The 19,749-nt window shown below is 62.7% G+C and carries 21 protein-coding genes and 1 pseudogene; 6 read left to right on the plus strand and 16 right to left on the minus strand.

Features of this window, described 5'->3' with window-relative positions; genetic code table 11:
* Position 1 precedes the first annotated feature (1 nt).
* Positions 2–1,486, minus strand: coding sequence for an SLC13 family permease (locus tag FHU29_RS06820; RefSeq protein WP_083962489.1), 1,485 nt, complete (start codon positions 1,484–1,486; stop codon positions 2–4).
* A gap of 199 nt (positions 1,487–1,685) precedes the next feature.
* Between FHU29_RS06820 and FHU29_RS06825 the strand changes: the two genes are divergently transcribed.
* From FHU29_RS06825 to FHU29_RS06835, 3 genes are read left to right on the plus strand one after another with little or no spacing between them, the layout of a single operon-like run.
* Entirely contained in the window at positions 1,686–2,345 is a 660-nt protein-coding gene (locus FHU29_RS06825; RefSeq protein ID WP_064442030.1) for a response regulator transcription factor, read from the plus strand.
* Between the two features lies 1 nt (position 2,346).
* Positions 2,347–3,774: a sensor histidine kinase gene (locus FHU29_RS06830; protein ID WP_064442029.1), complete on the plus strand. Its 1,428-nt coding sequence runs from the start codon at positions 2,347–2,349 to the stop codon at positions 3,772–3,774.
* A gap of 3 nt (positions 3,775–3,777) precedes the next feature.
* Entirely contained in the window at positions 3,778–4,665 is an 888-nt protein-coding gene (locus FHU29_RS06835) for a TAXI family TRAP transporter solute-binding subunit (protein ID WP_064442028.1), read from the plus strand.
* Between the two features lie 8 nt (positions 4,666–4,673).
* Here the strand turns inward: FHU29_RS06835 and FHU29_RS06840 are convergent, their stop codons facing one another.
* The 13 genes and pseudogenes from FHU29_RS06840 to FHU29_RS06895 all read right to left on the minus strand — a co-directional run bounded on the left by FHU29_RS06840 (position 4,674) and on the right by FHU29_RS06895 (position 14,928).
* A complete protein-coding gene (locus tag FHU29_RS06840; protein WP_064442027.1) occupies positions 4,674–4,958 on the minus strand; it encodes a siderophore-interacting protein in 285 nt (94 codons plus the stop codon).
* Between the two features lie 51 nt (positions 4,959–5,009).
* Entirely contained in the window at positions 5,010–5,552 is a 543-nt protein-coding gene (locus FHU29_RS06845; RefSeq protein WP_064442026.1) for a YaeQ family protein, read from the minus strand.
* Positions 5,553–5,562: 10 nt separating this feature from the next.
* Positions 5,563–6,630, minus strand: coding sequence for an amidohydrolase family protein (locus FHU29_RS06850; protein WP_083962488.1), 1,068 nt, complete (start codon positions 6,628–6,630; stop codon positions 5,563–5,565).
* A 45-nt stretch (positions 6,631–6,675) separates the two neighbouring features.
* Positions 6,676–7,764 carry an ABC transporter ATP-binding protein gene (locus tag FHU29_RS06855; RefSeq protein WP_064442024.1) on the minus strand — a complete coding sequence of 363 codons (1,089 nt, stop codon included), beginning with the start codon at positions 7,762–7,764 and terminating at the stop codon, positions 6,676–6,678.
* Positions 7,749–8,423 carry a molybdate ABC transporter permease subunit gene (gene modB, locus FHU29_RS06860; RefSeq protein ID WP_064442023.1) on the minus strand — a complete coding sequence of 225 codons (675 nt, stop codon included), beginning with the start codon at positions 8,421–8,423 and terminating at the stop codon, positions 7,749–7,751. The genes FHU29_RS06855 and modB overlap by 16 nt, the downstream gene beginning before the upstream one ends.
* Positions 8,424–8,428: 5 nt before the next feature.
* Positions 8,429–9,220 (minus strand): molybdate ABC transporter substrate-binding protein, encoded by a 792-nt coding sequence (gene modA / locus FHU29_RS06865; protein ID WP_064442022.1) that lies wholly within the window; start codon positions 9,218–9,220, stop codon positions 8,429–8,431.
* The gene (locus FHU29_RS06870; RefSeq protein ID WP_083962487.1) at positions 9,220–9,627 is read right to left on the minus strand and encodes a TOBE domain-containing protein; all 408 of its coding nucleotides are present in this window, start codon (positions 9,625–9,627) and stop codon (positions 9,220–9,222) included. The genes modA and FHU29_RS06870 overlap by 1 nt, the downstream gene beginning before the upstream one ends.
* A 43-nt stretch (positions 9,628–9,670) precedes the next feature.
* Positions 9,671–10,924 carry a DUF4153 domain-containing protein gene (locus FHU29_RS23820; RefSeq protein WP_423785868.1) on the minus strand — a complete coding sequence of 418 codons (1,254 nt, stop codon included), beginning with the start codon at positions 10,922–10,924 and terminating at the stop codon, positions 9,671–9,673.
* Positions 10,925–11,257: 333 nt separating this feature from the next.
* A pseudogene (locus FHU29_RS23825) lies at positions 11,258–12,250 on the minus strand (HAMP domain-containing sensor histidine kinase); the annotation flags it as partial.
* A complete protein-coding gene (locus FHU29_RS06880; protein WP_064442019.1) occupies positions 12,247–12,933 on the minus strand; it encodes a response regulator transcription factor in 687 nt (228 codons plus the stop codon). The pseudogene FHU29_RS23825 and the gene FHU29_RS06880, both read right to left, overlap by 4 nt.
* Positions 12,934–13,030: 97 nt before the next feature.
* Positions 13,031–13,363, minus strand: coding sequence for a hypothetical protein (locus tag FHU29_RS06885; RefSeq protein ID WP_064442018.1), 333 nt, complete (start codon positions 13,361–13,363; stop codon positions 13,031–13,033).
* Positions 13,360–14,514 carry an RNA polymerase sigma factor gene (locus tag FHU29_RS06890; protein ID WP_064442017.1) on the minus strand — a complete coding sequence of 385 codons (1,155 nt, stop codon included), beginning with the start codon at positions 14,512–14,514 and terminating at the stop codon, positions 13,360–13,362. The genes FHU29_RS06885 and FHU29_RS06890 overlap by 4 nt, the downstream gene beginning before the upstream one ends.
* A 6-nt stretch (positions 14,515–14,520) precedes the next feature.
* On the minus strand, positions 14,521–14,928 hold the full coding sequence (locus FHU29_RS06895; protein ID WP_064442016.1) for a YciI family protein: 408 nt from the start codon (positions 14,926–14,928) through the stop codon (positions 14,521–14,523).
* Positions 14,929–15,120: 192 nt separating this feature from the next.
* Between FHU29_RS06895 and FHU29_RS06900 the strand changes: the two genes are divergently transcribed.
* The 3 genes from FHU29_RS06900 to FHU29_RS06910 are packed head-to-tail and all read left to right on the plus strand — an operon-like array spanning position 15,121 to position 18,433.
* Positions 15,121–15,570 (plus strand): helix-turn-helix transcriptional regulator, encoded by a 450-nt coding sequence (locus FHU29_RS06900; RefSeq protein ID WP_064442015.1) that lies wholly within the window; start codon positions 15,121–15,123, stop codon positions 15,568–15,570.
* 5 nt (positions 15,571–15,575) lie between these two features.
* A complete protein-coding gene (locus FHU29_RS06905) occupies positions 15,576–15,986 on the plus strand; it encodes a VOC family protein (RefSeq protein ID WP_064442074.1) in 411 nt (136 codons plus the stop codon).
* A 59-nt stretch (positions 15,987–16,045) separates the two neighbouring features.
* Positions 16,046–18,433 carry an ATP-binding cassette domain-containing protein gene (locus FHU29_RS06910; protein WP_064442014.1) on the plus strand — a complete coding sequence of 796 codons (2,388 nt, stop codon included), beginning with the start codon at positions 16,046–16,048 and terminating at the stop codon, positions 18,431–18,433.
* Positions 18,434–18,530: 97 nt separating this feature from the next.
* Here the strand turns inward: FHU29_RS06910 and FHU29_RS06915 are convergent, their stop codons facing one another.
* Both FHU29_RS06915 and FHU29_RS06920 read right to left on the minus strand, forming a co-directional pair.
* The gene (locus FHU29_RS06915) at positions 18,531–19,082 is read right to left on the minus strand and encodes a hypothetical protein (RefSeq protein ID WP_064442013.1); all 552 of its coding nucleotides are present in this window, start codon (positions 19,080–19,082) and stop codon (positions 18,531–18,533) included.
* A 276-nt stretch (positions 19,083–19,358) separates the two neighbouring features.
* The gene (locus FHU29_RS06920) at positions 19,359–19,703 is read right to left on the minus strand and encodes a hypothetical protein (protein ID WP_157095343.1); all 345 of its coding nucleotides are present in this window, start codon (positions 19,701–19,703) and stop codon (positions 19,359–19,361) included.
* Positions 19,704–19,749: the final 46 nt, after the last annotated feature.

A 19,749-nucleotide genomic window follows, 5' to 3' on the forward strand; every position in this document is an offset into this window, starting at 1 on the left:
GTCACGTCGCGCTCATCATGATCGGCTGCCAGAGCAGCACAAAACCATTGATCAGAATGATCGCGAAAATGTTGACCCAGAACCCCGCCCGAACCATGTCGCCGATCGTGATGTAATCCGATGCGAACACCGCAGCGTTCGGCGGCGTGGAGATGGGCAGCATGAAGGCACAACTCGCTGACAAGGCCACCACCGCCATGATCGAGTACGGATCCACCCCGATACCGAGCGCAAGGCCGATACTGATCGGTATCAGCATGTTCGCTACCGCAGTGTTCGACATAATTTCGGTCATAAAGAGCACGATGATGCTCAGCGAGACGATGATGAGCACGAACGGTAGTGACGCAAGTCCGCCCAGCAGTTCACCGAACCAGCCAGTAAGGCCGGAGTCCTCGAAAGCCGCCGCAAGCGACAGGCCACCACCGAAGAGCAGCAGCAACCCCCAGGGGAGCTGCTTCATGTCCTCCCAAACCAGGAGCCCACCGCTCGCCTGCCGTGCGGGGAGCAAGAACATGGCGACAGCACCGATCATCGATATCGACGTATCAGAAAGCTGCAGCGCCGCAGGCAGGAAACCGCTGCTGATCCACAGCAAACCCACAATCGAGAAGATCGCTAGTACAGCCCTTTCTTCGTACGACATCCGCCCGAGCTGCCTGAGCTGCTCGCGCGCGAAGTCTGTCGACACAGTCGCCGTCGAAGGCACCTTCCGGCACACGACCCGAGTCAGGTAAAAATACAGCGCCACCAGCATCAGACACGCCAGCGGCGCAGCGAAGAAGAACCACTCAGCGAAGGAGATTGTGCGGCCGAGGCTCTGCTCAGCGACAGCCGCGAAAACCGCGTTGGGCACTGAACCGATCAGCGTTGCCAGACCACCAATAGATGCCGCGTAGGCCACCGAAAGCAAAAGCCCTTTGGCGTAGCGCCGTAAAGTCTGCTCGTCGTAGACCTCTTTCTCGCGCAGCTCCGCAATCAGCGCGAGAGCGATCGGCAGCATCATCAGCGCTGTTGCTGCGTTCGAGATCCACATCGACAGGGCAGCGGTGGCCAATATGACGCCCAGCATTATTCGCTGGCCGCCACTGCCGACCATCGTGATGATCACCATCGCGATGCGCTTGTGCAGGTCCCACTTCTGAATTGCGAGCGCGATGGTGAAGCCGCCCATGTACATGAAGACGAGGGGATGGGCATAGGCGGCTGTGGCAGTCGCCTGATCAGTCCCGCCCAGGAGGGGCAGCAGGAAGATCGGCATCAGCGACGTCGCCGGAATCGGCAGTGCCTCCGTGATCCACCAGGCAGCCACCCACAGGGTGACTGCCAGCACGGCACGAGGTGCGTCGTCGAGTCCAGTCAGGGCAGGGATGAAGTAGGCGACAGCGAACAGCGCGGGGCCCAGCGCGAGCCCGACCCGTCCCCGATTGATCCTCGGCGACGGGGGCTTTCTGGTGGGCCTATCGGCCATCGTGGCTAGGCTCATGTGAGCTCCTCAAGCATGGGGCTGTGGTCAGTGATAGCTCCCACTTTGAGGCAGCTCCTATGAGGCACACCACACTCTTGTCCGATGCCTTACATTCCCTTAAGACGATCGCTTACCCGCCGGGATCTTCGGGGGTGGCCGGGTTAGGTAACGTAGTCAGGGCAGTATCCACGTCATCTTGGGCGGGAAGAGAAACTTCGTGCGAGTCGCGGTCGTTGAGGACGACGATGGCGTCGGCGATGCGCTTGTCGACGCTCTTACGGCGCGCTCGCACAATGCCACGCGGATGCAGCGCGGCGAGGATTTACTCCTCCATCACAAGGGATTTGACGCTGTCCTTCTCGATCTCGGACTCCCGGACGCCGATGGTCTTGTCATACTGCGGAATCTGCGAACTGTCAGTGACGTGCCGGTCATTATCCTGACCGCGCGGGACGACGAGCGTTCTGTGGTGCGCGGCCTGCGCGTCGGTGCCGACGACTACCTGGTTAAGCCACCCAGACTCAACGAACTCGTAGCCCGGCTCGAAGTGGTCACGAGACGACGCAGATCCGAGCCCGACCATGCTCCAGACTTTGTTGCGGCCGGAGACGTCCAGGTCGACCTGACCGCACGTGTGGTGACAGTCGCGGGAGAGGACGTCGGCCTGACGTCGAAGGAGTTTGACCTCCTAGCCGCGCTCGCGAGTCGTCCCGGTGAAGCCGTCAGTCGGCAGCAACTTATGGATGAGATCTGGGGCGACGCGTATGTGGCGATTTCGCGAACGCTCGACGTCCACATGAACGGGTTGCGATCCAAACTCAATAGGCCCGGATTGATCGCCACGATCCGGGGTTACGGTTACCGGTGGGGACACTAAGTTGCGGACCCGTGTGCTCGCAGTGCTGCTCATGTTCGCGGCGACAGCAGTCCTCTCCTTCGCGATTCCCTTGGCGTTCACTGCCTCAGACGCGCGAACGCACGAACTGATGCTGAGCAGGACCGCGGTCCTGGACTATTTCGCCACCCTGGCGCACCCGGGGTTTTTCACGGGCGACGCGGATTACCTGAGGGGCGAGATAGACGACTACTACCACCTCTTCGGTGAGGCTGTGCTGATCGCCGACGCGGCGGGAGTACCGCGCTACGCGTCAGGACTCGACCTGGCCGATCCGAAGGTGAGCGCCGCTATCGACGCCGCCCGCCGCAACGAGCAACTACCAGTCCCCACCAGGCTTACTCCCTGGAGTGCTGAGGAGATGCTGCTCGCCCGCCCGATAGGTACTGGCGTTCACTCGGAGGGCGTCGTTGTCCTCTCGGTTTCGGCAACGCGAGCGCAGAGCGATATCGCCCGAACGTGGGGGCTCATTGCCGCCACTTCAACGGTCGCGCTGGCGCTGGTCGTCGCCCTCGCGCACGTCCTGACACGATGGGTGCTGCGTCCGCTAGATGCGCTGTCATCGGGAGTAGCTTCTCTTACTCGCACTCTCCCGAAAACAGATGAACCCGCCCCGCTCACCGACCACTACACCGGGCCGCCAGAGATTCGTGACCTCGCCCGCTCATTCGACGCAATGACGCACTCGGTGCTGAACTCAGCATCCGCCCAGCGACAGTTGATCACCGACACTGCGCATAAACTGCGAAACCCGCTCGCCGCGCTGCAGATCCGGCTGGACATGCTTACCTCTGACGTCCCAGAAACATCGCTGCCCTCGCTCGATCGGGCCGCTGCAGAAGCGCAGCGCCTGCGCTCCCTGCTCGACGGCATGCTGAAACTCGCGGCTGCGGGAGTGCCAGAACGGTTTGAACTTGCCGTCGCGGGGTCCGGCAAAGCTGCCAGTTGTGATGCTGTGCTTGTCGCTGCCGAGAGAGCGGACTCCTGGGGGGCGGCTTTCGCGGCTTCAAAAATGCTCCTGACAACTGAGTTCAGTGAACCGCATTGTGAGGTAGCGATCAACGAAACGTCGCTCGAGGAAATTCTAGATGCGGCCCTGAGCAACGCGCACAGTTACGCCGGAGCGGGTGCGAAGGTGACGATATCGGTGCGAAATGTGGGGGAGACTAGTGAAATCACGGTTACCGATAACGGGCCAGGCGTACCTTCGGACGAGATCGGCCGACTCACTGAGCGCTTCTACCGGTCCACAACTCAGGGTCAGGCCGGTACCGGACTCGGCTTGTCGATCGCGCACGCGCTGGCGGACGCACATCTCGCTACACTGCGGGTCGAGCCCGCGAAACCGCACGGATTGAGTGTGGTTCTCGAAGTGGCGGCAGCACGGCGATTCCCGCGGCAGGGCGGGTGACCAATGCTTACAAGACGTATGTTCCTCCTCCTCGTTGGGGCCGCGGCAGCAGGCTGTGCGCAGAGTGGAGGACCCCAGCAACTGCGCCTCGCGTCCGGGGAATCCGCGGGGACATACTTCCAGTTCGCACGGTTACTCGCGGATGCCTCTCGAGATTCACGGATTCGAATGGTGCCGATTGAGACTGACGGTTCGCGTACGAACATTCGTCTCCTCCTCGACGACGCAGCAGAACTAGCGCTCAGCCATGCTGATGCGGTTCCCCAACGCACCGACTTGGCTGGGAGTGGGCTGGCTGCGATTGGCCGTGTCTACGAGAACTACGTCCAGCTGGTCGTCCGCGCCGACTCCGAATACTCGGCACTCACCGAGTTGCGTGGCCGGCGGATCGTGCTCGGCGCGCCGGGTTCCGGAGTCGCGGCAGTCACTGCGCCCCGGCTGTTGAGTGCGGCCGAGATGACGGAAGAGGTGGACGCCCGCTACATGAACCTGACCGACGCCATCGGCTCGCTGGAACGTGGCGACATCGACGCGCTGATCTGGGGCAGCGGTTACCCCACACCTGCCCTTGCTCGCCGTGGGTTCCGTTTCCTTTCGCTCGGCCCTAACATCGAGGCGCTGCAGAATGCCTATCCCGGGCTATACGACCATGTGCAACTTCCAGGGACCACCATTGACACGGTCGGTGTCGCGAATCTCTTACTCACTCGTCGCCACTTGCCATCCGAAGCGGCGTCGGAGGTCGTTCACATCCTGGTGAACAAGGCCCGTGATCTGATTCCGGCGCACGCATTAGGCACTCAATTCCTCGACATGCGGTCGCTGATCGGGACGCGGCCAGTTCCGCTGCATCCCGGTGCGGCAGAAGCGTACCGGCGCTTGCACGGTTGACACGGTAATCAGCGCCAGTACCCGGTGAAGGTTACGGCGTCCTTCGGGAGCCCCCGCTCGTTCACGAGATGGCGGCGGATCGACGAGACGAGCTTCTGGCCGCCCGCGATGAAGGCATAGCAAGGATCGTTCGGCAGGCTGACATGGGCGAGCGTATCGAGAATGCTCAGATCGTCGGTTTCCCTGGCGAGCCAGGTCAGGTGCAGGTCGTGCATCGCGGGCGGATTTCGCGCATCGTCGCTGTGCTCGGTCTCAACGAGTGCGATGGTTTTCAGGTTGTTTCGCTTGGCCATCGTGCCCCCGTTACGTAGGTTAGGTGAGGGCAACCTAACTCAAACTAGGGGCTAGCTGAGTTCGTGCGCGGCGATCGCTGTGCTCAGAACTGAGCCGTTGAGATCTAGATACAGTTCGCGTTCTGTGATGGAGAGCGTAAGAGCGTTGCGGCGTTCGATCGCGGCGACCGCCGCATCGATGAAATGGCTATCGAAACTGTAGATGGGAATCTCCTCGACCTTATGAATCCCTTTCCCTACGAGTTGCATGCGCACCTTTTCCGGGTCCCGGTGCGTGTACACGGCAGCACGGCCGGCCAGTTTTCTGCCGCGATGCACGCGGTCCGCGTCGGGGGCTCCGACCTCGATCCAGGCGGTGATGCGTCCAGTGAGATCTCGAATCAGAACAGCTGGTTCGTCGGTCGACGAGACTCCGCCCTCACTGAACGCGATGCCTTCCTGATACTCGAGAAGGTAGGCCAGTAAGCGCGTCAGCATGAACTCGGAGGTCTCCGACGGATGACGTGCGACGCGAAGATCCAGATGTTCGTAGACACCGCGGTCGACGTCGGCGAGGTCGACCGCGAAGCTGAACATCGTTGCACCGAGGGCCATGACGCTCAGCCTACGGGCCCATCCCGTACGTGCGCTGTGCGACATCGTGAAACAGCTTCTGTGGGTGCGCATCGCCGCCGAGTACTTCCAGCAGGACTCGTGCACTCGCGGCGATCGTGTGGACAGGTTTATCGATGGGGTAGTTGGAAGCCCACATCGTCCGGTCTGCGCTAAAGCTGTCGTGCAGGTGACGAATGAGCGGGGCCGATCGATCGACGATCTTCGGTAGCTGTGCGACATCGATCGGGCGGCGCAAGTCTCCGCCAAGCAGCGGCATTCCCAGCCCGGAATGCTTCGCCACAACATTCGGAAACTGCGCCAGCGTAGCGATGTCGTCCCGCCACTTCGCGAGCAGCGAGGACCGGTCTCGGCCTGTCGTACCGGTGTGCTTTCCGCGTGGGCCGAACAGCCCTACCGGGGTGGCATAGTGGTCGAGAACGAGAGTGGTTTCCGGATACTCCCGAGCGAGCACTGCGGCGTCGGGAAGCTGATGCGAATAGAGCCACATTTCGAAACTCAGACGCCGATCCGCGAGCGCTGCAAACCCGCGCAGGAATGACGGATCGCTGAGGACTCCTGGATGAGAGCAAAAGTCGCGGACCGCCGGGTCGGGATGGTTGCTTGCCGAGAATCGGACGCCGCGTACTAGTCGGCTCGCTGCGGTTTGCGCGTCGAGGACGTCTCCGGCATCTTCCCACCGCGGGTCGGCGTGCACAACGATCGCCCCAAGCTGTGGAGACCCGTCCTGACCGAAAGGAAGCGCTGCCACCCAACGGGTTTCGTCAACTCCACCCAAATGGCCGGAAGCTTGCCACGCGGCTTCGATATGCACCACAGACGTCACCGGCAACTGCCCGGCATCCCGCAGGTAATCACTGGGCAGGTAGGGCTTCATGGCGTGGTGGGGATGCCCGATGAACTCGCGGTCAGACCGCGGTGCAGTCCAGCGAAGTGCGCGCGGTATCTGCGGGAGCGGACGAAACAACCGTGCCTTACGGGTGGTGTGCCGAGGCGTTGTGTAGGGGTCCCACTGGTGAATGTGCGGGTCGATCATGGCTATGGGCCACGGCGAATTCACAAACAACTCCCTCTTAGACGGTGTCTGTCGTGTCGGTTCATCGTGTCATTCACCTTCGATACGCGCGATGACATGCACCGCGGTTGCTTTCATGACGGCAGTAACACGAGAGCCGGGCGCGAGCCCAAGGTCTTCACACGCTGGGCGGGTGATGTAGGCCGCCAACGGCACACCGGCGTCGAGTTCTACCCGCTGCAGCGGCCCCTCAGAGACAACTGAGCGCACCAGCGCGGGGATGTGGTTACGTGGGCTTGCACGGTGCGGCTCGGTCGCCTCTAGGGCCACGTCCTCCGCCCGGATACAGGCAAGGACCCGGGTACCGACGACAAGATCACCAGGATCTAGCGCAGTGAGTGTGCCCGACGACAGACGGATGTGCACCACCCCGTCGCCATTACCTTCAACGGTGCCAGGCAAGACATTTTCGACGCCGACAGCCTCAGCGACATGTGGCGTGGCGGGTTGTGAGAAGACGCTTTCGACTGGCCCCTGCTGGTGGACGTGGCCGTTAACCAGAACGACGATCCTGTCGCCGAGGGCTAACGCTTCGGTGCGGTCGTGCGTGACCAGCAGAGTGGGTGTACCCGTAGCCACCAGAATTGAGCGAAGTTCAGTGCGCAGCCGGGCGCGCGTGGGTCCGTCAAGCGCCGAAAGTGGTTCATCCAGCAGCAGCAGCCGAGGATCTACGGCGAGCGCGCGGGCAAGTGCGACGCGCTGAGCCTCCCCGCCGGACAACTCCGAGGTCGCGCGCCCTGAGAGATGCGTCGCGCCCGCTGTGGCCAGCGCACTGTTGGTGCGGGTTCTGCGCTCACCGCGAGGGACCCCGACAAGTCCATATGCGACATTGGCGTCCACACTCAGGTGGGGGAAGAGTGCATGGTCCTGGAAGAGATAACCCACACGCCGGTGCCGGGGCCGTACTTGGTGGCGGCCGTCGTTCCATACTTCCGGGCCAAAGGCGATCCGGCTTGGGGGTGCAGGTTTCTCTAGTCCTGCAACACACCTCAGCAGTGTCGTTTTCCCTGCGCCCGATGCGCCGAAGAGGACGGTGACGGGCGCGGCGGAATCCATCGGCAGTTCCAGGTCCACGTCGAGCAAACGGTGGCGAACACGGATAGTCAGGGCCGGGGCCATGCGGGCCTGCCTCTCCGGTTGATCGTGTACGTCGCGACAAGTACGACAAGTGAGAACAACAGCAGCACAAAGCTCGTTCGTGCCGCGGTTGCATGATCAAAGGCTTGCACACTGTCGTAAATCGAAATGGCGACCGTCCGTGTCTGGCCGGGAATGTTGCCTCCGACCATAAGTACCACCCCGAACTCGCCGATGGTGTGTGCGAACGTCAGTACTACCGCGGTAACCAGCCCTGCACGCGAGAGCGGCAGCACTACTTTCACGATGGTCGCCGGCCACGTCCGTCCCAGCACTGTTGACGCCTCGAGCAACCGCCGGTCAACTCCTGCGAAAGACGCCATCAGCGGCTGCACAGCAAACGGCAGACTGTGCAGGACCGAGGCGATAAGCAAACCGTTGAAGGTGAAGACCAGTGGTGAACCCGTCAACTCGATCCACCACCGCCCGATCGGAGAGCGGTTACCGAGGGCGACGAGAAGGTAGAACCCCAAGACCGTCGGCGGTAGGACCAGAGGCAGCGCGACAACTGCCTCCACGACCACTGTCCATCGCCTGCGTGAATACGCTAACCAGGCCGCCAGCGGAATGCCCATGAGCAGCAAGACAACCGTGGTGGCAGCGGCGAGGCGCAGGCTGAGTACCACCGCGTCCCAATCCACGCCCGTCAGCCTTCGCCATCGGGTGGGGAGAACCCGTATCTCGACAGGATCTCCTGCCCGGCCGGGGAGGTCAGAAAATCCGCGAAAATGTGCGCGCTTTCGGACGCACGGCTCAGTACCACGCCGCCCTGATTCAGCCGCGGAAAGTCATCGAGGGGTACTTCACTGAACGTGCCCAGCTCGCTCAAGCCCGGCGATAGTGCCAGAGCGAGCGCGATGATTCCCGCGTCCGCATTGCCGGTCTGCGCGAACTCGGCAGCCTGCGCGATGTTTTCGCCCAATACCAGTTTGCCCTTTAACTCTTCCAGCACGCCCGCGGTTCGCATCGCAGCCTCGGCGGCCTGCCCGTAGGGTGCGTGCTGCGGATTAGCGATCGCGACGGTCTTCACGTCGTCCCTGACCAGCCCCGAGACGCCCGCTGTGGGGTCTGCAGGCGACCCATCAGCCGCCCACACCACGAGGCGCCCTGTCGCATAGCCGAAGACATCAGCTGGGTCCGCGAACCCGCTGTCAGCGAGAGCTTCCGCAAGCGTGATATCCGCTGACAAGTACACATCGAACGGTGCGCCGTTGCGTATCTGCTGGACGAAGTTGCCGGACGAGCCGTAGGAAACGGAGATCTGCCAGCCGTCGTGTTCGGCTTCGAAAGCGTTGATGATCTCGTCGAGGGCGAACTTCAGATCGGCCGCGGCCGCTACAGCGACAGTCTGGGATTCGTCATTGGGATCGCCAGGCGCGCCACACCCGGTTATCGCGACCATCACCAGAAAGAAAGCTAGGGCGAATCGCCGCAACATCAACCCGGGCTTTCTGTTTCGATGATGGCGTTTGTGGCCTTCACGACAACCGTCGCCGCCACGCCGGGTTGCAAGCCCATTTCTTCGGCGGCGTCGCGGGACATCAGCGACGTCAGGCGGAATCGGCCGGCCGTCACCTCTACTTGAGCCATGAGCCCGTCCTTCTGCACCTCAGTCACGATCCCTCTGATGCGGTTGCGCGCGGATACCCGCCCACCGCCACTGCCGCTGCTGGCGCGTTCACGCGCAAACGCCGCGATCTCGGCGCCATCGATCACCTGACGGCCCGCTTCATCAGCGTCGGCCACAAGGAGTTTCTGCGAAACCCACCGGCGCACGGTATCGTCGCTGACCCCAAGGAGGTCAGCAGCTTGACTCAGACGGAATTGCGGCACACAAGGCAGCATACATACCGCAACAGCGGAATTATAGGCTGCAGGAACCCGAATATCAGGAATGGTCTGATAGCAAACTGGCGCACCCTGTTGTCTGATTTGGATCGAGCCCTTGCGCTGCTGCGGCGGCCCGTGCACGCCCCAGATTCCACTCGAGAACATCATCGGACAGGTTCGGCGGAGCACTGACAATGCACGCGGCAAGCTCAGGAGGGAGCCCTGCAACGATCGCGGGGGTGGCGTCCGGGCCCAGTCTGCGCAAATAGTGGGTGTCGATCTTTCCAGTCTCGTTGTAACGGTCAATGTTCCGCTGAGCCACAAAGGCTTCGGGGTTGATCAGGCCGATCGCCAAGACGAAAAGTGCAGCCGAAAGCAGCGCGCCGCGGGGAATCCAGCGCCCGTGGCGCACGATTCCGGCCGCGAGCACGAACATGAGCAGTAGACCCATCCAGAATTCGAAGGCGATAACGAGTACGCGCAACACGGTGAAGCCGTACGCCTCCTGGTACACATACATTCGCAACAGTGCTGAACCGACAACAGCAAGTGCAAGTACACAGAGGAGCCCCAGCGAAACATTCAGCAGAAGGCGGTCATTCGCCGTTACTCGCGGAGCTTTCCTGGCCGCAAGCGCTACGGTGACGAGCGTCAGGAATGTCACCGCGACAAGCTGGCCGAACCCCTGGTGCACGTACTCGGCGTACGTGAGTCCGGTAGTCCGCTGAACATAGTCGTGGCCACCCCACATCGCGGACGCTTGTGCCGCGAGGAAAACACCGAAGATGGCGATCACCAGACCCAGCGGGACGAGCCATTCGAACCGGCGGTGCACTGGTTTGCCTGACACCATCGCCGCGTTGTTCACCGGCGGAGGATTGATCGCGACATATGTTGCGGCGAGTACAGTGCCGCCGACGAAGAATCCAACGAATGATCGGTAGACAAAGCCGTCCGCGTTCACATCCGGGATGATCCGGTCGGCCCACGAACCAAAAATCGCATCTCCGGAAGCGAAGAGCCCGCCGAAGATCACCAGGGCCGCAACCGAAATCACTACGGTGCGGAGCACCGGCCAGATGATCGAATGACGCGACAATGCAGATATCGAACGGCCGAGCAACGGGAGCCCCCGAAGAGCCGCAACCGGCCAGGAGGCCGCCGCAAGCACTGTCGCAGCAACAGCGCGTGCTCCCGTGAGCGCAGACATAGTCAGAACCACCACGATGAGCACTGCGAGCACGGACAACCAGTCGGCATCGCGCAGCACCAGCAATGACCCCAAACCAGCACTAACCAGTGCGAGTGCCATCGTCCAGGGCGCGCGTTTGCGCACGGACGCGGCAAACACCACGCCGCCACAGACAAAAAGTACAAGCAGCGCTCCCAGGCCGATGTTGTTGCGTTCCGGCAGGATCAGGGCAGCGAGCACGCCGACACCCACACACCCCAGGACGAGGTCGGGACGCGCTTTCTGGTTGCGTTCTGGCCAGGCATTTCCAAACAATTGGGCGACTGGCGAGGCTGCAGGAGGCGTCGGGGCTGAACTTCGGGCTGGCGGTGGTTCGGCCACAGCCGCTGAACTTGCGTGGGGCACGGAATTCTCTTTCGTGGGTTCTGGGACAGAGGCAGGGGAGGGCACGGTCGGAAGGACGGCTCGCAGGTGTGCACCCGAATCGGCGGGCAGCACCGAAATCGATCCGCCGTGGAGTTCGCACACCCAGCTAGCGATCGCCAGACCAAGTCCGGTGCCGCCGCCGGAGTCGTTCCATGAGCCGAACCGTGTGAAGACACTTTCAGCGCGGTCAGCGGGTATGCCGGGCCCCTCGTCGAATACTTCGAGCGCCCACCGCTGGGTGTCGATGGCGCCGCCACGCACGGTCACGGTGCCTCCGACCGGTGAGTGACGTACTGCGTTGTCGAGCAGGTTCGCGATCACCTGCGCCAGGCGGCCAGCATCGGCGCAGATCTCCACTTCGGCAGGGTCTACGGACACGTCAAACCGAATGTGTCGCTGGTCCGCACCTGCGGCGTTCGCTTCGCGGACTCCCTGATCGATGAGCTCAGCGAGATCAATGCGGGAGATAGTCAACGGCGTGACTCCACCCTCAACTCGACTCAAATCGAGCAGATCGGACACGAGCGCGCTAAGGCGCTCAGCTTGGGCGAGAGCTGTCCGCAGGCTTTCCGAGTCCGGCGAGATGACCCCGTCAACCAGGTTCTCCAGCAACGCTTGCTGGGCGGTCAACGGGGTGCGCAGTTCATGCGAAACTGTCGCCACAAGCTGACGCCGCTGCTGGTCAGCAGCCGAAAGGTCCGCTGCCATTGTATTGAAAGCCCGGGCAAGTTCGCCGACTTCGTCCCGTGACGTCGTCGTCACTCGGCTGGAGTAGTCACCCGTCGCCATCACGGATGCTGCGGCCGTCATCTCGCGCAACGGTGAGGTCATACCGCGGGCCAGCCATTGCGTCACCGCAAGCGCGACAGCCACTGTGACCGGCATTGTCAGCCAAGCTGGGACACCGGCCCGGCTGCCTGCCTCAGAAACGAGCGCTGCGGCAACAATGCTCAATGCGACGAGAATTCCTAGCTTGACCTTGATCGAGCGGAATCCGTCGAGCGGCCGGTCCGGGTTCACTGCGCCACCGCCAGCGCATAGCCGACCCCGTGCACAGTCCGGACGCGGTGGGCCCCGATCTTTGCGCGCAACGCTTTGACGTGGCTAGCCAGCGTCCGAGTGCCCGACGAGTCTGGCCATCCCCACACCTCGCGCATCAAATCGTCATGTGAGTGAACCTTGCCCGGTTGCTCCGCGAGCAAGGCAAGGAGGTCGAACTCGATCGGTGTGAGGTGCACGCTTGCACCCTCGATCGTCACTTCGCGGGTGCTGCGGTCGAGGGTGAGGGCATCGAAAGAAATTCGGCTCGCGCCGCTTGCGGCAAGTTCGCGCGCTCTTTCCACGCGGCGCAGCAGCGCGTGGACCCGCGCCACGAGTTCGCGCATCCGGAAGGGCTTCGTCACGTAGTCATCGGCCCCCACGCCGAGGCCAACCAGAAGATCGGTCTCCGCATCACGGGCAGTCAGCATCAGTACCGGAACCGGCCGCGTCGCCTGAATCCGCCGGCAGACCTCGGGCCCATCGAAACCCGGAAGCATGACGTCTAATACGACGACGTCAGGCTCATGAGCATCGTGGGCCAGCACCGCTGCAGGGCCGTCGAACGCTTGAATGACCCGGAAACCTTCCGCCGTGAGGCGATCCGATAGGGCCTGACTGATCGTGGGGTCATCCTCAACGAGGAGGATGGTCGAAATCGTCATACCGAGAGCGTATGCGCGCGCGCCTGCAGGTTATGGGCACGCCGTGTGGAGATTCTGTGAAGCAATCCGCCACTTGGAGTCCCGGGCTCCGCACGTTTCAGGAGACGGCGAGCATCAATGCCAGCACAGCGCCGCTCGCTGCTAGCGTCCAACCGAGGGTTCCCGCGAGGAACGCCCACGCGGCTGTGGTGATTCGCGCCGCCGAACGTCTCGCCGCGTACAGCCCGGCTGCCGCGATGATTAGCGGGGCCACCAGCATCAGGTACCACGGAACCCACACGTCAAGCAGGTACAACCCACGGAAGAGGCCTGCCCACACGAATGCGCCCGCAACGAACCCGGCAATGGCCTGGCTCGCGTGGCCCGTGGCTGTGAGAGCTTTCGATCTGCCAGGTGCTTGCGCTCTGGACGGGTCTTGTGGCGTACTCACGGTCCCAACTGTATGTGCTGTGCGTTGAGCCGCGCGGCCTGCCGTGTGAGGTAGTCGCGTTCGGCGACGCTGGAGGCCAGCCGAGCAGCTCCGGCATAGAGCCGGGCCGCGGTCAGGGGATCACCGTCGCGCTCGTGCAGATACGCCGCGACAGCGTTGTAGCGGGGAAGGGCGGGGTCGAGTTCCGCAAGGGCGGCCAGCCCTGCCCGTGGTCCGTCCGCCTCGCCGACCGCCACAGCCCGGTTGAGGCGGGCCACTGGGCTGTCGGTGAGACGCACCAGTTCGTCATACCACTCAACAATCTGCACCCAGTCAGTCTCCTCAGCCGTCTGGGCGTCAGCGTGGAGTGCAGCGATGGCGGCCTGCGCCTGGAACTCGCCAAGCCTGTCGCGGTTCAGCGCCGCCTGGAGCACGTCGACGCCCTCCGCGATCATCCGTGTGTCCCATAGGCTGCGGTCCTGCTCGGCAAGAGGCACGAGGCTGCCGTCCGAGCGTGTTCGTGCCGGGCGCCGTGCATGGTGCAGCAGCATGAGTGCGAGCAGTCCGGCCACCTCCTCGTGGTTCGTCATGGCCGCCACTTGCCGGGTGAGCCGGATTGCCTCGGCAGCGAGGTCGACGTCTCCGGAGTACCCCTCGTTGAACACCAGGTAGAGCACGCGCAGCACGGTAGCGACGTCGCCGGGCTGGTTGAACCGGACGCCCGCGACGGTCCGTTTCGCCCGGCTGATGCGCTGGGCCATCGTCGCCTCTGGCACGAGGTAGGCCTGCGCGATCTGACGCGTAGTCAGGCCGCCGACCGCACGAAGTGTCAGTGCGACCGCCGAAGCAGGAGTGAGGGATGGGTGTGCGCACAGAAAGTACAGCTGAAGCGTGTCGTCTGCCGCTGCGCCCGGGGCCGGGCTGGGCTGAACCTCAACGAGCACCTCGCGCCGCCGCCTAGAGGTACTGGCGCGCGCGGCGTCGACAAACTTACGCCAGGCAACTGCGACCAGCCAACCCTTGGGGTCGCGGGGCGGATTGTCCGGCCATACCCGCACGGCCTCTACCAGGGCGTCCTGCATGGCGTCCTCGGCGGCCGCGAAGTCAGCTCCGCGGTGGACGAGGACGCCGATCACGGCGGGAGTGAGGGCCCGCAGCAGGGTTTCGTCCACCGACCGTCACTCCCTAATGGTCGGCGGCGCGGCCAAGAACGGGCGCACCTCGAGCCATTCGTGGATCGGTTTCCCACCAGCACCCGGGGCCGCCGATAGTTCACCGGCCAGCTCTAGCGCTCGGTCGTAGGTGTCGACATCAATCACCATCCAGCCAGCGATCAGGTCCTTGGTTTCCGCGAACGGGCCGTCAGTGACCGGTGGCCGTCCCTCACCGTCGTAGCGGACGAACGTGCCTTCCGGGGACAAAGCCTGTCCGTCGACGAACTCGCCCGTACCCTCGAGCCGATCGGCGAAGTCCTGCATGTACTGGATGTGGGCCGAAACTTCCTCCGGCGTCCACTGTTCCATCGGCACATCGTTGACCGGCGTAGGGGCGCCTCGGTAATGCTTCAGCAGAAGGTACTTGGCCATCATGTTCTCCTTAGTGCGGTACGGCCCATTGTGGTCGCGTTCACCCCAGGGACGAAGCTGTGTGGGGGTTCTCGACATCCCATCGCAACATTTTTCTGGCGAAACTTGGACTAGCCACGTTGATGCGGTCGTCCGAAGGATGTCCGGCGACAAAGCTAGGCAACGCGCGCGAGGACATGGGACGATTCAGGAGTGACGAGCACACCTGCCTCGGCGCAGTACTTGCGAGACCTCGCGTTGCTGCGTCGCGTTCGCGACCGGATCGACCGGGAATACGCGCAGCCCCTTGACGTGGAAGCGCTTGCCCGCGATGTCCACATGTCGGCGGGCCACCTCAGTCGGCAGTTCCGGGCCGCGTATAGCGAATCGCCGTATTCCTATCTGATGACCCGGCGTATTGAGCGCGCGATGGCGCTTCTTCGCCACGGTGACCTCAGCGTCACAGAGGTTTGCTTCGCGGTGGGGTGTCAGTCGCTGGGCACCTTCAGTACGCGTTTCACCGAACTGGTCGGCGTGCCGCCCAGCGTCTACCGGCGGGACTCAAAGAACGAGACTGCAGGCATCCCGTCATGTGTCGCGAAACAAGTCAGCAGACCGATCAGGAATCAAGAAGCGAGGGTGTGGCCGGCGAACTTAAAGTGACTGCCATGGACATCACAATCAACGCAAGTTTTCTTCCCCACACCGATCCTGACGCATCGCTGGCGTTCTACTGTGGCGCCCTCGGCTTCGAGGTCCGTAAAGACGTCGGGTACAACGGAATGCGCTGGATCACCGTCGGCCCCCCGCAGCGACCCGACATGAACATCGTCTTGACTCCACCCGCCGCCGACCCCGGCATTACCGAGGAGGAACGCCGCACCATCTCCGAGATGATGGCAAAAGGCACATTCGGTGCGATCATGCTGGCGACCACAGACGTCAACGGCACCTTCGAGAAAGTTCAGGCAAGCGGCGCGGAAGTAATGCAGGAGCCCACAGACCAGCCGTGGGGCACCCGCGACTGCGCGTTCCGCGACCCCGCAGGTAACACCGTCCGCATCCAGGAAGTTCACTGATTGAGCAGGTGGCGCAGCGGAGACCGCGCAGGCCGCATCGCGTTCCAGAGGGAGGCACTATGAGCATCACCACTGAAATGTCTGAACCGCCCGCGCGGCACGCTGCCGACAGCCACGACCTGATCCGCGTGCACGGTGCGCGGGAAAACAATCTCAAAGACATCAGTGTCGAGATCCCGAAGCGGCGGCTGACGGTGTTCACCGGTGTGTCAGGTTCGGGCAAGAGTTCACTGGTTTTCAGTACGATCGCCGCCGAATCTCAGCGCATGATCAACGAAACGTACAGCGCGTTTGTGCAGGGGTTTATGCCGACGCTGGCGCGCCCCGAGGTCGACGTGCTCGACGGGCTGACCACTGCGATCATCGTTGACCAAGAGCGAATGGGCGCAAACCCCCGCTCGACAGTCGGCACCGTCACTGACGCCAACGCGATGCTGCGCATCCTCTTCAGCAGACGCGGACAGCCTCACATCGGCTCTCCGCAAGCGTTCTCCTTCAACGTCGCGTCGATCAGCGGGGCTGGCGCAGTGACGCTCGAAAAAGGCGGCGAGACGGTAAAAGAGCGTCGCACATTCAGCGTCACCGGCGGCATGTGTGCCCGCTGCGAAGGCCGGGGAAAAGTCACCGACTTCGACCTGTCTGCCCTGTACGACGAGAGTCTCTCGCTCAACGAGGGTGCGCTGACAATCCCCAACTACAGCATGGATGGGTGGTACGGCCGCATCTTCCGCGGCTGCGGGTTCTTCGACCCGGACAAGCCGATCCGCAACTTCACTAAGAGGGAGCGCTCAGCCCTCCTGTACAAAGAACCCACCAAGATCAAAGTCGACGGCGTGAACGTCACGTACGAGGGCCTGATTCCGCGAATCCAGAAGTCGTTCCTTTCCAAAGACCGGGAAGCGATGCAGCCCCACATCCGGGCCTTCGTCGACAGGGCTGTCACCTTCACCACCTGCCCAGAGTGCGAGGGCACGAGGCTGAGCGAGCTGGCCCGATCCTCGAAGATCAACGGGCTCAACATCGCTGATGCGTGCGCGATGCAGATCAACGACCTCGCTGTGTGGGTCCGTAGCCTGAACGAACCCTCCGTGGCGCCGCTCGTGACGGCGCTGGGGGACACCCTCGAATCGTTCGTCGAAATCGGGCTCGGTTACCTCTCCCTCGAGAGACCGTCGGGCACACTTTCGGGAGGCGAGGCGCAGCGTGTCAAGATGATCCGGCACCTAGGATCCTCGCTGACTGACGTCACCTATGTATTCGACGAGCCGACGATCGGACTGCACCCGCACGACATCCAGCGGATGAACGACCTGCTGCTGAGGTTGCGCGACAAGGGCAACACCGTCCTCGTCGTGGAGCACAAGCCCGAAGCCATCGCTATCGCTGACCATGTCGTCGACCTCGGCCCGCACGCCGGTACTGCTGGCGGTGAGGTGGTGTTCGAGGGCACTGTGGACGGACTGCGGGCCAGCGACACTCTTACCGGCCGCCACCTCGACGATCGGGCAACTCTCAAGGACACCGTGCGTTCGGCTTCCGGCACGCTCGAGATTCGCGGCGCGTCCACCCACAACCTCCAAGACGTCGACGTCGACATTCCGCTCGGGGTGCTGTGCGTGGTCACGGGGGTGGCGGGTTCCGGGAAGAGCTCCCTGATCCATGGGTCCGTCTCAGGCCGCGATGGGGTGGTGACAGTTGACCAGACAGCGATCAAGGGATCACGCCGCAGCAACCCCGCAACCTACACAGGACTGCTCGATCCGATCCGTAAAGCGTTCGCGAAAGCCAACGGTGTTAGGCCTGCCCTTTTCAGTGCAAACTCGGAAGGTGCGTGCCCCACCTGCAACGGCGCTGGAGTGATTTATACGGAGCTGGGCGTCATGGCGACCGTCGAATCACCGTGTGAAGAGTGCGAGGGGAAGCGGTTTCAGGCGTCGGTCCTGGAGTACACACTGGGCGGGCGGAACATCGCTGAAGTGCTCGCGATGCCGGTGACTGAAGCTGAGGATTTCTTTGGTGATGGCGAGGCACGCACCCCCGCGGCGCACAAGATTCTCGAACGGATGGGACAGGTAGGGCTCGGCTATCTCAGCCTCGGGCAGCCACTTACCACGCTGTCCGGCGGCGAGCGGCAGCGCCTCAAGCTCGCCACGCACATGGGGGAGAAGGGTGGTGTCTATATCCTCGACGAGCCGACTACCGGTCTGCACCTCGCTGACGTTGAGCAGCTTCTCGGCCTGCTTGACCGGCTCGTCGACTCAGGAAAATCTGTAATCGTCATCGAGCACCATCAGGCCGTGATGGCGCACGCGGACTGGATCATCGACCTAGGGCCGGGAGCGGGGCATGATGGCGGCCGGATCGTCTTCGAGGGAACGCCTCAGGAACTCGTTGATGCTCGATCAACACTCACGGGGGAGCACCTCGCCGCGTACGTCGGTGCGTAACCCTGCCCTTCCCCCAATCCATCTGCGGAGGTCAACACAATCACCCGAAAACACCGGTTTTAGACGACATTCGTAGATGGATTTTCGGGTTTGGGAGTCACAACCTGATCATGGGCATCGGAGAGAGTGGGTGCGCGAGGAATCGCCCGCCAATCATTTTGACGAGTTTCGGGTGAAATCCGGCATCCGGGAAGGCGTGCAACAAATCCCTGTATTTTCGCCTCGGAATCCCGAATGCAATGAGACCGAGGGTGACATCGATAAGATCTGCCCTGCGCACGATCTCCACAGGGCTGATCGCGCGGCCTGCGGGGCGCAACTTGTGGTGGTGCTCGATCATCTGCGCGACCGCGGCTCGATGGTGGCCCTGGCCATGCTCGTCGAGCCACTGGTGAGCTAGCGCAACGCTCGGGCCGAGGTAGTCCATGGTGCCAGCTGACCAGATTCCGAGGTCATGGAACGCAAGCGCAGTCAGATACTCTTCCCGCCCGCTCGGCGGGATTTCGCTGTCGGGGCTTCGCTCCCACAACAAATCACACAACCCGAGCACGCGAAGGACATGATGTGAATACGCGGTGCGGTCAGCGCCCAGCGCCGACGACCAGGGTTCAAGCCGCCGCTCGATTTCACGCTGCGCTTTAAAGTCCATCTGACTCTAGAAATTTCGCGGATACGGGCATGCAACCCAAGCTATCAGGCAGCACCCTCACCGGAAACTCTGCAGTTTGTGGTGCTGATTCGCTCTACCCAATCTAGGTGTGCTGCGGGGACGTATGCACCTGGCTGGCCCACAATTTCGTAATACGGGATGCCTGATGGGTAGACCTTGCGAGGCCCAGCCACAACTATGAGCCCACCGTTGCGCGAGGCTCGATAGTTCCCGAACGGGACACCCGCCGGGTCTACCCGGGGGGCCGGCCGAGAATTACTGCGACACATGATAAGTCTGCCTATGATCTCGCAACGCGGATGCGAAGGCGGTGAATGCCAGCACCGCTGCTGACACCACGATCAGGCCGCCAGCTTCTGGAAGGTAGCGCAACACGCCGCTGAGGACGCCTTCAGCAGACAGAATCACCCCGGCGGCAAAAACTACGACGCCCGTGGCACCAGTGACGAGCGCGCGCATCCACTCGGCCTTCGACCCGAAGTCACTCATCAGTCCATAGGCCACGAGACACCCAGCTATCGACAGCCCGACAACTGCAATGAGCACGCCGAACTGCACGAGGCCGCCCGTCAGCACCGCATTCTCCGCAGATCTATCCACAACGAAGACGCTACGGCTAGAAGGAGCCGCGCACATCCTCCTCGCG

Origin of the sequence: Hoyosella altamirensis (assembly GCF_014191505.1) — a bacterium.
Classification (GTDB): domain Bacteria; phylum Actinomycetota; class Actinomycetes; order Mycobacteriales; family Mycobacteriaceae; genus Hoyosella; species Hoyosella altamirensis.

Coding starts and splice junctions, on each gene's coding strand:
- FHU29_RS06820 (WP_083962489.1), bottom strand. CDS start 1,486: ATGAGCCTAGCCACGATGGCCGATAGGCCCACCAGAAAGCCCCCGTCG.
- FHU29_RS06835 (WP_064442028.1), top strand. CDS start 3,778: ATGCTTACAAGACGTATGTTCCTCCTCCTCGTTGGGGCCGCGGCAGCA.
- FHU29_RS06840 (WP_064442027.1), bottom strand. CDS start 4,958: ATGGCCAAGCGAAACAACCTGAAAACCATCGCACTCGTTGAGACCGAG.
- FHU29_RS06845 (WP_064442026.1), bottom strand. CDS start 5,552: ATGGCCCTCGGTGCAACGATGTTCAGCTTCGCGGTCGACCTCGCCGAC.
- FHU29_RS06855 (WP_064442024.1), bottom strand. CDS start 7,764: ATGGCCCCGGCCCTGACTATCCGTGTTCGCCACCGTTTGCTCGACGTG.
- modA (WP_064442022.1), bottom strand. CDS start 9,220: ATGTTGCGGCGATTCGCCCTAGCTTTCTTTCTGGTGATGGTCGCGATA.
- FHU29_RS06870 (WP_083962487.1), bottom strand. CDS start 9,627: ATGCTGCCTTGTGTGCCGCAATTCCGTCTGAGTCAAGCTGCTGACCTC.
- FHU29_RS23820 (WP_423785868.1), bottom strand. CDS start 10,924: ATGGCACTCGCACTGGTTAGTGCTGGTTTGGGGTCATTGCTGGTGCTG.
- FHU29_RS06880 (WP_064442019.1), bottom strand. CDS start 12,933: ATGACGATTTCGACCATCCTCCTCGTTGAGGATGACCCCACGATCAGT.
- FHU29_RS06895 (WP_064442016.1), bottom strand. CDS start 14,928: ATGGCCAAGTACCTTCTGCTGAAGCATTACCGAGGCGCCCCTACGCCG.
- FHU29_RS06905 (WP_064442074.1), top strand. CDS start 15,576: ATGGACATCACAATCAACGCAAGTTTTCTTCCCCACACCGATCCTGAC.
- FHU29_RS06910 (WP_064442014.1), top strand. CDS start 16,046: ATGAGCATCACCACTGAAATGTCTGAACCGCCCGCGCGGCACGCTGCC.
- FHU29_RS06915 (WP_064442013.1), bottom strand. CDS start 19,082: ATGGACTTTAAAGCGCAGCGTGAAATCGAGCGGCGGCTTGAACCCTGG.